The sequence below is a fragment of the Pedobacter sp. BMA genome, assembly GCF_001027745.1.
Taxonomy (GTDB): domain Bacteria; phylum Bacteroidota; class Bacteroidia; order Sphingobacteriales; family Sphingobacteriaceae; genus Pedobacter.
In genome coordinates this window covers 453,627-467,414 of record NZ_LECU01000003.1, presented here as the reverse complement: position 1 = coordinate 467,414, position 13,788 = coordinate 453,627, and the positions used below count along the sequence as shown (strand labels likewise).

Annotated in this window: 7 protein-coding genes; 6 read left to right on the top strand and 1 reads right to left on the bottom strand. The window is 41.7% G+C overall.

Annotation, left to right across the window (positions count from 1 at the left end; translation table 11 throughout):
- Positions 1-406: 406 nt before the first annotated feature.
- Positions 407-2,845 (bottom strand): bifunctional YncE family protein/alkaline phosphatase family protein, encoded by a 2,439-nt coding sequence (locus tag AB669_RS06330; protein WP_047798427.1) that lies wholly within the window; start codon positions 2,843-2,845, stop codon positions 407-409.
- Between the two features lie 329 nt (positions 2,846-3,174).
- Between AB669_RS06330 and AB669_RS06325 the strand changes: the two genes are divergently transcribed.
- The 6 genes from AB669_RS06325 to AB669_RS06300 all read left to right on the top strand — a co-directional run bounded on the left by AB669_RS06325 (position 3,175) and on the right by AB669_RS06300 (position 13,787).
- On the top strand, positions 3,175-3,756 hold the full coding sequence (locus tag AB669_RS06325; protein WP_047798483.1) for an RNA polymerase sigma factor: 582 nt from the start codon (positions 3,175-3,177) through the stop codon (positions 3,754-3,756).
- Positions 3,757-3,853: 97 nt separating this feature from the next.
- The gene (locus AB669_RS06320) at positions 3,854-5,038 is read left to right on the top strand and encodes a FecR family protein (protein ID WP_047798426.1); all 1,185 of its coding nucleotides are present in this window, start codon (positions 3,854-3,856) and stop codon (positions 5,036-5,038) included.
- Between the two features lie 143 nt (positions 5,039-5,181).
- Complete coding sequence (locus tag AB669_RS06315; RefSeq protein WP_047798425.1) at positions 5,182-8,784, top strand: SusC/RagA family TonB-linked outer membrane protein; 3,603 nt, start codon at positions 5,182-5,184, stop codon at positions 8,782-8,784.
- Between the two features lie 5 nt (positions 8,785-8,789).
- Positions 8,790-10,160, top strand: a complete 1,371-nt coding sequence (locus AB669_RS06310; RefSeq protein ID WP_047798424.1) for a RagB/SusD family nutrient uptake outer membrane protein — start codon at positions 8,790-8,792, stop codon at positions 10,158-10,160.
- A gap of 12 nt (positions 10,161-10,172) precedes the next feature.
- The gene (locus tag AB669_RS06305; protein ID WP_047798423.1) at positions 10,173-12,152 is read left to right on the top strand and encodes a TlpA disulfide reductase family protein; all 1,980 of its coding nucleotides are present in this window, start codon (positions 10,173-10,175) and stop codon (positions 12,150-12,152) included.
- Positions 12,153-12,155: 3 nt separating this feature from the next.
- On the top strand, positions 12,156-13,787 hold the full coding sequence (locus AB669_RS06300; RefSeq protein WP_053058298.1) for a S41 family peptidase: 1,632 nt from the start codon (positions 12,156-12,158) through the stop codon (positions 13,785-13,787).
- Position 13,788: the final 1 nt, after the last annotated feature.

The following is a 13,788-nucleotide window of genomic DNA, read 5'->3' as shown; positions in this document are numbered from 1 at the left end:
TTAAAAATCGTGTTAGGACTTAATACACCTCCGTGAACACCAATTGACCAGGTACGGAACTGGGTTGGAGAAAAGCGACCAGTTGTAGTCATGTTAGCGTCTTGCGCAAACAATTGTGATGACAGGCCCAATAAAGCAATCAACATTGTTGATTTTGTAAATTTCATGTTCATGTTGTTCATTTTTAATTTGGCTTAACAACAGGAACCAATAATTAATGTTTCAGGATCGTTACAAAAATCATACAACCTGCAGTTTTGTGGCTTTCGTAGAACTTTGTTAATAATGCAGTAAACTACGCCTTTGGAATAGAAAACGTTATTTTCAAATTCGTTGTCAGTTCAGATTTAATCAAAGTCGCTTAACATATCTCCAATATCAGTCAATTGAATTTACTATATTACAATTAATCATCGTCGTCCTTTTTTCTCTTTTCCAAAATCACAAAGGCGCTTCGCTTAGGCGCAGGCATTACAGAATTTTCACCCTTCACTGATTTCCAGATCACCTCATTCAAATCCAGGTCGGGCGCTGAGTCTTCTTTGGCAAAATTGAAAAGTTCTGATCGTCTGCTGCTCTCATTAATGGCTACGTTTCTGTTATTCAGATTAATCAAAGGCGTGATGGCATTATATGGTGTGAAATCCGGTTTGGCCATAAAACATTCAAACAGCGGAACTGCGGCAGCATCATATTGACTCATCGGGGGTAAACCCAGAATCAGTTCCATCGTTCTTAAGAATCCCGAAGTAGAATACATGGTGTGAACAACTGATTTTCTTTTTACGTAGGGGCCGATTACATAGGCCGGAGACCGGTGTGCATCCACATGGTCCGGGCCGTTCTGGGCATCATCCTCCAGAATAAATACCACAGATTCTTTCCAAATCGGGCTGTGCGAAAGCCTTTCCAATATTCTCCCAATAGCAAGATCGTTATCTGCCACTGCAGATTGTGGTGAAACTTTTCCTTTTTTCTGTCCGCTGGTATGATCATTCGACACCCGGAGCGTACTGAATTGGGGAACGGAACCTGCAACCAAAAGAGAATCAAAATCATGTATCCAGGCATCAGCCCTTACCTGATCGGTGATGTCCATATCAAATCCCGGTGAAGCGGGACACATATGTCCTTGAAGCGACTTTATATTTGCTTTCGCGTAATCTCCGAATTCACCATAGCTGCGGTAGCTCACTCCAGCTCGCTGACAATAATCCCAGATAAAGCCATCTTTCGGATAAGTTACCGGTCTGCCGCCTTCAAAAGTCGTACTTCCGCCACGCGCGCCGTAGCTTGTAGGCCATGTTTTCTCTACCACATCAGTTGCATAAGCGGCCATACTCCAGTTATGCCCGTCAGCGCTCACTTCCGCATCCACATAGAAATTATCCAGTAACACATAGTTCTCCGCAAAAGCATGCTGGTTCGGCGTAATTTTTTTTCCAAAAAGCGTCAGCGTCGAATCGCCGTTACCTTTTGCCACATCTCCCAGCACCTGATCATAAGTGCGGTTTTCTTTGATGATGTAAAATACATGCTTAATGGGCGATTTCTCACCCTGCCTACGGGGAATTGGATTTCCTGCTTCGCCATCCGCTATTGTGGCTTTCTTATCAGTGAAGGGAGTATTGGCATAAACCTGCCGGGTGTAAGTTTTTAATTGCTCAGGCTTAGGCACATCAATAAAAGACAAACTACCCTTAAATAAACCTGCGATATACTGAAGCTTGTTATTGGCCGTGCTTCCCATTTGATAGCCACTGTTATCGGCCTTTGAAACCGGCTGTGGCCCCTTAGGATTTGCCATGGAGGTATTGCCTTTACCATTAGAAACCAAAATCTTTGAGCCTGTAACCTTAACGCTAGTAGGGTACCATCCAACAGGAATAAAGCCCTGACTTTGACTGGTTCCAGGGCGGCTGACATCAAAAACTGCCAGACAGTTATTGTCTGCATTTGCAATGTAAAGGGTTTTTTCGTTAACACTCAGGGCTAAACCGTTTGTGGTTGAGCCTGTTAATTGAGTTGCATACAAAGTGGTGGCGATTGTTTCGATAACTTTATTGGTTAGCGTATTAATCACCGAAACAGAATTATCATTTGCATTAGCCACAAACAAATAATTCCCCTTTCTATTAAGCAAAAGTTCGTTTGGATGATCGCCGACAGGAATGGTTGACATTATTTTTTCTTCAGCGGTATTTACTACTGCCACCGCGCGACCTCCCCACAATGAAATGTATAATTTAGATTCATCTGATGAAAGGACACAGCTGTATGCGATCGCCGGCAATTGAATTTTTCCTGTTATTTGTTTACTTGCAGGATTGATTAAATAAAGGCAACTGTCTTCTTTGGTTACGGTAAAAAGTTTTGTGCCTGATTTATTTACCGCAATGCCTGCGGGGCTTATTTTGCTCTTTGGCCAGGGCTCCCCAAGTTTTATGGTATCGCTCTCTGCAAGCTTTTGATTACGGATCGTGAATTTAATAATGATGTTATCGTTCCCCCCCGATACATACAGATGATTTTCATCTTTGCTGAATGCAAGGCCGTACCATGATTTAGCCAAAGTCTTTTCGTCAAGTACTTTTTCACTTTTAGCATCTATCAACTGCAGCGATTGGGTACTTTGTCCGTTATTGGTAATCGCTATATATTTTCCTGAAGTACTCACCTGCATATTCAATGGTAAATCGCCAAGGGGAATAGAATGCCCTGCCGGACTTAATTTCCAGCCGTTAGGTAGAAGAACCTGTTTGGTATTCTCAATTTTCCCAGGCCATTGAGCATATGCCCCCTGATAGATAATGGTGATGATAAACAGGGCGATGTATTTTTTCATTGTAAATATTTAAATTATGGATGCAGGTTAAAAGGTATCAAGCGAAAACAAAATTGCAGATCAGCGATAAAACATGTAAACCGTTAGTAATTTTCAAAAGTAAGTTCGGAATGTTAATCCAGTATTAAAGTTGTCCTAAAAACAAGAATTTTACAAACAAGCATTTTGCCTTATTGCATGATTTCGCCAATCTTTATTTGTTTTCATTTCTTACTAACCATCAACGCTGAAAGATTGCCTTATTTTTAAATTGGATGCAATTCGGATCTCCATTTCAGAATGTAAAAAATATGATATATTTAACCGAAAAATTTTACATTTACCATCGCATGAGTCCCCATTACAGTGAATATGATGATCAGAAGCTCGTTGCGCTGTTAAAAGAGCGGGATGATGTCGCTTTCGCTGAAATCTATAACAGGTACTGGCCAATCCTTTATAAGCATGCCTACCGGATGTTGAAAGATGACAGCGAAAGTGAGGATGTGGTGCAGGAAGTGTTTACTAATTTCTGGCATAAAGCACCTTCCCTACAGGATGATATTACATTGGGTGCTTACCTGTATGTCTCTACCCGGAATGCAATACTGAACTTCTTCAGTAAAAATAAATCCCACAGTAGCTACGTCAATGATCTAGCTGTATTTATGGAAACCAGTCAGGAAATCACTGATCACCTTATTCGCGAGCGTATTTTGGCCCGCCTCATCGAGGATGAAATCATGAGGCTTCCGGCTAGGATGAGAGCGGTATTTGAGCTGAAACGAAAACAAAATTTGTCTTATAAAGAGATTGCTGATGTCATGAATATCTCTGAACTTACCGTAAAAACACAAATGAATAAGGCAATATCTGCCTTAAGGAAGAAATTTGGTAATCATTTGCCAATATTTATGGGTGTTTTTTGGTAATGTTGCTATAATTTAATACAAAAATAACTTTTTTTTAATATCCTATACAACATTGCCCTCAGTTAACTGTCATCTTTATATATCATCTATATAATGAATGAAAACTAACGCTAAAAAGTTAATTAAACGTTACCTGAATAACGATCTTTCGCCGCAACAGCAGGCGAAACTGGAAACCTGGTATCTGCTGAAGGCAGAGGAGGCAGATACGCATGCGCCAGAACCAGACTTCGATCAGATCGATACCCGGCTATGGCACCGTATTCTTCAGGATACACAACATTTCACCCCCAAAGAGAAGTCTCTAAAATTAAAATACCTTTTTGCCCACGCAAACAAATATGTCAGAATCGGTATTGCTGCAAGTTTGCTGCTCATTGCAGGTTCTGGTTACTTTCTTCTGAATCAAAAAAATATGGTAAACGAAAGATTTACCATTTCAAAAAGACTAGATCTTGCACCAGGTGCAGACAAAGCAATTTTACAACTGTCTGATGGCAGGAAAATAATACTGAATCAGGATTTAGGTACCCAGGTAGCTATAGAAGCGGGTGTTGAAATTACCAAGTCTTCCGATGGCACGCTTACTTATAAAGCATTGCCAGGCAAAGCTGGCTCAGCAGGCTTTAATACCATTAGCACTCCCGCAGGGGGTCAGTATGCCGTCGTACTGCCGGATGGCTCCAAGGTTTACCTGAATGCAAAATCTTCCCTTCGTTATCCAACCGCTTTTTCATCTACAGCAAGAAAGGTAACGCTTAGCGGCGAAGGTTATTTCGAAGTTGCCCACCAGGAACAGAAAGGCAGGGTTTTACCATTTATTGTATCGGTAATACAAGGGGATGTGCCAGCTCAGGAGGTGCAGGTATTAGGTACCCATTTCAATATCAATGCGTACCAGGATGAACCCATTGTAAAAACCACACTACTGCAGGGAAGTGTAAAAGTGGCTGCTTCTGATGGTCAGCAAGTGATGTTAAAACCTGGTCAGCAGTCGGCACTCGCAGCCGGACACCTTCAGCTTTCAAAAGCTGATAGTGAGATGGCCATCGCCTGGAAAAACGGAGAATTTGTATTCAGGGAAGATCTGCGCAGTGCACTTCGAAAAGTAGCACGATGGTATGATGTAGAGGTGGTGTATGAAAAAAGTGCCCCGGAACAGTTGATGCTTGGGGGCTGGATGTCCAGAGGAACCAATATATCTGAAGTGCTCAATCATATTCAATTAACAGGAAAAGTACACTTTAAACTGGAAGGAAGGAGGGTGATCGTTTCTGAGTAAAGCCTAAACGATACCGGATGAAAAACCAGGAATGCTTGCAGGCATCCCTGGATAAATCTGGCTGTCGACAATTAATTATCAACTATTAACCGCATAGGACCCGACCTTCGAACTTCTGGCCTTTGCAATAACCAAACAAACAAATGTATAAAAATTTTACTTCACCCCGGCTGCCTGCCAGGCAGTTCCGTAAACTGCTACGTGTTATGCGACTAACAGCTGTGATCCTTCTAACCGCATTGGTGCAACTCAGCGCTGCAACGATGGCGCAAAGGGTTTCTATTGTAGAAAAAAGTGTGCCTTTAGAGAAGGTGCTCAAAGAAATTCGCAAGCAAAGTGGTTACGATATTATCTATGATCTTAACATTGTACTGAATGCCAAACCAGTATCTATTAGCGTCAACCAGGTAAACGTTTTTGAGGCAGTTCAAAAATCTCTTAACGCCCAGGACTTGACTTTTTCTGTCGACGGTAAAACCATCATCATCAAAGAACGAAATGCAATCGATAAACTAACTGATATCATTGACGACCATAATGTTAAAATAGTGGTCAGAGATTCATTAAACCGACTCTTGCCAGGCGCTAATGTTTATAATAAAACCATGAATAAAATGTATGTTACCGATAAAGCAGGGGAATTGGTGATCAAAGATATTCCGGCAAATGGTTATGTACTGCAGGTTTCCTATTTGGGCTATAAAGGCGAAGAAATTTTTGTTGATCGAAAAACCATCACTTATTTAGTAACACTGAGACCAGTATCTGCTGTTTTAGAAGATATCAATGTAGTTTCCAATGGTTATCAAAAAATTAGCAAAGAGCGGGTTGCAGGTGCATACACCGTAATTTCAGGTAAGGAACTGGAAGCAAACCCTGCTGTTAATATTCTCGAACGCTTAGAAGGGCAGGTTGCCGGGGTTAAATTCGATATCAAGGGAAATAGTGTTCAAATCCGTGGCGTAAATAACTACAGTGGCGGTAGTGGCATTCCGCTGATTGTCCTGGACGGGTTTCCATTAATGAATTCAAGCGATTTGGCAATGCTAACTAAGCAGGTTGGCGGGAATACTTTTGGCAATTCAGTCATCAGTAATGTAAATATCGCGGATATAGAGCAGATTACATTTTTAAAAGATGCTTCTGCAACGTCAATCTGGGGTTCAAGAGCTGCAAATGGCGTAATTGTGATTGAAACTAAAAAAGGCAGAAAGATAGCACCGTCCTTAAATGTAAGTTACCTTTTCGGTATCTCTAAGAATCCGTCTATCGCCGATTTGCACTGGATGAATAGTGCACAGTATATCGATTTGGAACAGGAAATGGTTGATAAAGGATTGCTTGTAGATCCGGCAGCGGCACCAGCATCGAGTGCCATTTACACGCCAAATAATAGTGAGGCTACCGAATGGATGTTTAAAGTAAAACGCGGCACGGCTACAATTGCCCAGCGTGATGCAGCTTTGGCAGAAATCGGATCGAGAGATGGAATGGCGCAAATAGAAAAATATTTGTTGCAGAACGCGGTGAACCACCAGTACAATCTTTCGTACTCCGGTGGGTCAGAAAGCAGTACCTATTATATCTCTGGCAACTACACGAAAGATACCCCAATTTTTAAAAGTAACTATGGCGAAAACGCATTCGTTAATGCCAATACCTCAACCGATTTTCTGAACAAGAAAATTACCCTGAGGGCTTTAATTAATTACCAGTATTCAAAATCTCAGTACAACGCTGCGGCAGTTAATGGGCTTTCAGTAAGCACTACGGCACTTCGTCCTTATGACTTATTGGTAGATGCCAATGGTAATAGTATTGGACGAAACATCATTATCCGTGAATCTTTAGCCAATACGATGGTATCGCAAGGTTATCTTCCTTTTACCTATAATACGTTAGATGAGTTAAATTATTCCAACTCTATTTATAAAACCAATGTTTTCAGAATGAGTGCAGGTTTAAATGGTAAAATCGCCAAATGGTTAAACGCTGATGTATCGGTATCCAACCAGCGAATGATAGAGAATGCATACACCCTGGACGAGCTAAACAGTTACGCAGGTCGGATCCTGGTTAACACGTTTACGGTTTTATTGAATGGTAAAGCTTCAAACACGGTCAATTACGGGGGCAGATATATCACTAATGGCAGGACGTCTTCTGAAACGTCTTACAGAGGGCAATTAAATGCTGATTTGAAGATTGCTGATAAACATCAGATCAATGCCATTGCAGGCGCTGAAATAAGAGAAACCTTTTCTGATAATACTTCAGAAACCAGGTATGGCTACAATGCAGATACACGGTCGGTTATTACCGTTAATCCTACCGTACAGTATCCAACCATGTATGGTTACTCGCAATCGCTTGGTGCAAACCTCAGTAATTTAACCAGCTACAGAAAACGTTATTTATCTTATTACAGTAATGCATCTTACAGCTATGATGATAAATATTTTGTAACAGGTAGCGTTCGCTTTGATGATTACACACTTTTAGGGTTGGATAGAAGCAAAAGGGCGGTTCCATTCTGGTCTGTGGGATTAAGATGGAATGCAAACAGGGAAGAATTTATTAAAGATTTAAGCTGGTTAAATACTTTTGGCGTTCGTGCTACATTGGGTACAAGTGGTGTTGTACCACAGGCAGGAACAAATATTGCCATTATTAATGTCACAGGAACTGATTTCAGAACCGGACAATCTATTGCAAGCATTGAAACACCAGCAAATTCTGATCTTGGTTGGGAAACGACCAAAATGGCCAACCTAGGTGTTGATTTTGGATTTTTTAAAGGCAGATTAGGCGGTAGTTTTGATGTGTATACCAAACGTACCACAGGAATATTGGCTGCATTCGCCTATAATGCAACTTATGGCTGGTCTAATTTATCTTTCAATAGTGGTACATTAACCGGAAATGGTTACGAGTTCTCTATCAATGCTGAAATATTAAGAGCAGGAAGGTTCAGCTGGAAATCTTTGCTGAATTTTGGATACAATACCAACAAGGTTACCGAGTTAAGGTATGCAAATAATGCGAGCACAATTGCGGGTACGAGCGCTACTATCGAAGGGATGCCATTAGGTTCGCTTTATGTTTACCGTTGGGCAGGCCTTGATAATAAAGGTCAAGCGCAGATTTACGACAGGAACAATAACATTATCAACAATACGACCAATTTAACCAATTCGTTTACAAAAGAAGATTTAGCTTATGTAGGCCGGCGGTATGCCCCTTACACTGCCGGGTTTAACCACAATTTCAAATATGGTCAGCTGGATTTGGGTATCAGGTTTACCGGTTATTTTGGACATGTATTCTTAAAAAATGCCATTACCAATTATCCAACCACAGCCGATTTTGCTTATACGGGCGTACTTGGCCGTCAGGGTGAACTGGCCGAACGATGGAGAAAACCAGGTGATGAGGCGACTACCGATGTGCCGGGAATAACAGGGGTAAATTTTAACAGTATCAACCGCTACCGCTTTTCTGATGCTTTGGTAAGAAGTGCAGATAATATCCGCCTGCAGCAAATCTCCTTATCTTACAGTGTTCCGCAACGGTTCCTGCCACGTAACACAGTAAAATCAATATCTCTTTCTGCCAATGTCAGGAATCTGGGAATTGTCTGGCGGGCAAATAAAGATGGGATTGATCCTGAATTTATCAACACCGGAAATTTCGGTAGTGTAACCCCTACACCAAGTTATGTTTTTGGAATAAACGCCACACTTTAATTAACATGAAAAAAAGATATTTAATTATTTGGTTTGCGCTGGCTGTTGCCATGGCAGGCTGCAGAAAATATGTAGAAATAGATCAGCTGTCTATCAGGACGTTGAAATATACTTCTGATTTCAGGTACACCTTAAATAATAACAATGTGCTCGAAGGAACATTTTCTTACCCTATTTTATCGGGCGATGATACTGAAATTAACGATGCCACAAGGCAAAACAGCCTTGGCGATATTCTAAGCAACGTTTATACCTGGGCAGCAAAGTATACGTCAGAGTCGCAAAGTGATGGCGATTGGGAAAAGCAATATAAAACCATTTACACCTGCAATGAGGTGTTGGAAGGCGTTTTAACTTCGCAGGATGGCACAGAAGCTGAAAAGCAAAAGCTTTATGCCGAAGCCTTGGTGCACCGTGCCTATGCATACCTGATTTTAGTCAACATGTATGGCAAGCAATATAACGCGGCTACAGCCTCAGCTGATTTAGGGGTGCCTTTGTTAACCACACCCAATTTATACACCAAATTAAACAGGGCATCTGTTGCTGATGTGTATGCGCTTATCCTGAAAGATTTAAGATCTTCGGTAAGTCGCTTACCCGCTCTGCCAGATTATAATGTGAGACCGGCAAAAGTTTCTGCCTATGCTCTATTCGCTAAAACATACCTGAACATGCGCGATTTTAACAATGCAAGTTTGTATGCAGATAGTGCTTTAGCTTTACAAAATGGTTTGCTTGATTTGAAAACCTACGAAACCGCTGCCAGTACAATCCCTGTACGTTTAAGCAATCCTGAAGTTATCTTCTCAAAAATTGCAAATGTGGCTTATACCGCTATTCCGGTAAGTAACGATTTGCTGACTGCAATGGGTACAAATGATTTGCGTTACAAACTTTTCACTGATGTAAGAAGCCGTTTTGGTACACAGCTCAGTACTGCATTTACCGGAAGGGCATCATGCAGATACCTGATTAATGAATTTGTCATCAACAACGGTCCAACGGTGCCAGAAATGATGCTGATTAAAGCCGAATGCCTGGCCAGGGCGGGCAGAACTACCGATGCGGTTGCATTGGTAAACAGTTTACGAATCAAACGGTTCACTACCGCTAACTACGTGCCTGTAACGGCCTCAAGTGCCGCCGATGCATTGCGATTGGTGGTGGAAGAAAAAAGAAAAGAGTTTTTTGGTACAGGCCTGCGTTGGTTCGATCAGAAACGATTGAACCTCGATGCTGACTTTGCTTTAACCAAAGCCAGAAATTTCAAAAGTGCCGACTACACTTTGCAGCCCAATTCCAACCGTTATCTATACCCAATTGGCGACAAATACATTCTTTTAAACCCAGAGCTGGAACAAAATCCACGATAAGCTGATATCACTATGAAAAAACATTTTTTAAAAAAATGTCTGCTACTGCTTTGCCCGTTTTTTGGGCAGCAGCTGGCGGCACAAACCCTAAGTTTCAATCCTGCAGTACCCCTGCAAAACAAACAAATTACCTTTTCTTACCAGCCTAAAGGGGGCGATTTAGAATTTAGCGACGATGCTAAAGCAATGGTAGCATTTTACGATGGTTCGAAATGGAAAACCAATACCGTTGTTTTGAAGAAAGAAAATAACAATTGGACCGGAGATTATATGTTGCCGGAAAACGCTTCATTTATAGCTTTAAAATTTTATCAGGGTGAAGCAGTAACTCCTGAGGCTTCAGATAATAACCAAGGAAAAGGTTATTACAGCAAGGTACTGTCGGCGGGCAAAAAGGGTGTTTCGGGGAATTACCTTGCTGAGGCTGCTCTTCGTTCAGGTACAACCGGAGAGTGGAGTTTAAACAGTTTTGTAACCCCGGTTAAGAATGCAAAATTGATTGATTCGTTGCTGCGACTGGAAGAGAAACTTTCCCCTGGCTCGTTCCGGTCAACTTTGTTTAACTACCTCGATCTTAAGCGCATTACCATGTCGCCAGCAGATTTTGATGTTTTTGCAGATGGTGTGATGAAAAGTGAAATCAAAAAAGGAAATCTTAATGAGCAACTTCTTGCAGGGATGCAACGCTATTACAATAAAATTAAAAATGATAAAGGTGCTGATGGTGTAGAGCAGCTCATTTATAAAGATTATCCTAAAAGTGCTACATCCAGGTTTTTAGCTTACCAAAAAGCTACAAACAGCAAAAATTACCAGGCTGATGTGGAAGCCTATCTTCAAAAATTCCCTTATGCTGAATGGAAAAATGCACCCGATTATCAGGAATACATTTATTACACCATTTACAGAGGCTTAGGTGCGCATTACTTCGAAACCAATCAAATAGATAAATTTCTTTCCCTTTACCAGGATATCAATTTTAAAACCGGCAATGAAATCTACCGGTGGAATATTACCAAAGGGCAAATGATGGGCAAGGTAGATCGTAAAATGCTTTATGCAGTAAGTAATAAAATTATCCCTTATCTGCTCCAGCGCCAAAAAGATCAGTCTTACCTTATTGATTTCGGAAATGATGCTCAGAAAGCGCAGGAGAATGCCGATAACCAGATGAATGATCGTTTATTCACGCACATCTTTTTAGCCAATAACCAGGAAGATTATGCCGGGGGAAATCATTATTTCCAATATCTATCGAAATCCGGGGCGTACAGTAATGCTGATTTGAATGCCATTCACCTGAATATCTTAACGCACTTGGACGATCAGAAATCGTTGAAAACATTGCTGGAGCAAAGTGTGGCAGCCAATGCAGTTACACCAGCCATGTTTGATAAGTTAAAACTGCTTTATAAATCTGAACACAACGGTAAAGAGGAAGGCTACGATAAATATCTTGCCTCGCTAATGCCTGATGATAAAAAAGCAGAAATGCGCGCACATGTAATGGCAAACATGGTTAATTATCCCCTGGTTCCTTTCAGCCTGGAAGATGCAGATGGCAAGATGGTCAACTCTAAAGACTGGGCAGATAAAATCGTGGTAATCGATTTTTGGGCCACCTGGTGCCGCCCATGCATTATGGCATTTCCCGGCATGCAGCTTTTGGTAGATCAATATGCAAAAGATCCTAAAGTTGGGGTTTACATGATTGGTACCATGCAGTTTGGTGACTATAAAACCAAATCGGTAAACTATGTGCGGGGGGAAGGTTTTCGCTTCAACCTTTTGCACGATGCTATAGGGCCCAAAGGAGAACAGGATCAGGTGTTCAAAAGCCTGGTGCCGCTTTTCAAATCTTCTGCAATCCCAAGGAAAATAATTGTAAAAAATGGTGTGGTCAGGTACAGTTCTGAAGGTTATTCGGGCAGCCCGAGCCAGCTTCGGGATGAGCTCTCAATGGCTGTGGAAATTTTAAGAGCAGAGAAATAAATTATGAAAACTAAAATAACAGTGTTATGCATAACGGCCATGTTGATGGGCTTTGCTGCACAGGCGCAAATGAATCCAAAGGCTAAATTGCAGGATGCGCTTAAATTAATTCAGGATAACTATGTTGATCCGGTAAATGATGAGCAGGTTGTTGATGCAGCCATCAAAGCCATGCTTAGCGACCTCGATCCGCATTCGAGTTATATTAATCGCGAAGATGTAGAAGCCATGAAAACTTCTATGACAGGCAGTTTTGCTGGTATCGGGATTACTTTCGTTATGGTCGCTGACAGTACATTTATCACTGCAGTTAATCCTGACGGGCCTGCTGCCAAAGCCGGAATACTGGTGGGCGACAGAATCAACGCGGTTGATGGTGCAGGCATCTTCGGTAAAAAGCTCAAAAATCAGGATGTTATGCACATGCTGAGAGGCGAGAAGGGAACGGCAGTTAAATTGAGTATTATCCGTAAAGCACAAAATGCACCTCTGGAGTTCAACGTGATGAGGGAGCAGATTGCCGAACTTTCCATTGCCGCCAGTTACATGGTCAGTAAAAATGTTGGCTACATTTCTTTATCGATTTTCTCGCAATCTACGCGGAGGGAAATGGATGCTGCACTTAAAAACCTGAAGGCGCAAGGCATGACAAAGCTCATTCTTGATTTGCAATCGAATGGCGGTGGTTTGGTTGAGGCGGCCATTGGTGTTGCAGATGAGTTTTTGCCAAAAGAGAGTATGGTCTTCTACTCAATAACGAATTCAGGTGTAAAAGATCATTATTTAACAGGCGGGTTCGGACAGTTCATGACCGGAGACCTGGTCGTACTGATCGATGAGTCTACTGCTTCTTCAAGTGAAATACTTACTGGTGCGCTACAAGATTGGGATAGGGCAGTAATTGTTGGCAGAAGAAGTTTTGGAAAAGGCCTGATGCAAAAAGGGCTTGAACTGAGCGATGGTTCAGTAATACGCCTTACTGCAGCACGCTACTACACACCGTCGGGCAGGTCAATTCAAAAACCTTACGCAAAAGGAAAAACCGATTATTTTGAAGATTTCAACCGGAGAATGGCATCGGGAGAACTTACCGAAGGTGGCCATATTAATTTCCCAGATTCACTTAAACATACCACTTTAAAAAACAAGCGAACAGTGTATGGCGGCGGTGGTATTATGCCTGATCAGTTTGTGCCAATTGATACGGCAATTTATAGCAGCTGGCTCAACAGGCTAATGAACAGTGGAAGGCTAAGCCAGGCCGCTTTCAATGATGTACAACAAAACCGGGCCTCACTGACTACAAAATATCCTTCGTTTGAAAATTTCGACCAAACATTCTCTCCGGATGAGCAGATGATCGATAAAATCATCGATGGCGCCACGGCTCAGGGCATCAAGCTTCCATCAAAAAACGATCCGGTGCTACGAAAAACCATTGGCGTGGAACTTAAAGCAGCAATTGCTGAGATGTTATACAGTGGTAAAGGGTATGCCTTAAGGGTTCGTAACGAGTCGAGCAGCACATTTAGCAACGCACTTTCTATCATCAATACCCAACCTGTTTACGATAAACTGCTCGCAGCAGGCAGTGTCCAAAAATCAACAAAACAAAACAAAAACTCCAAAAAATAAT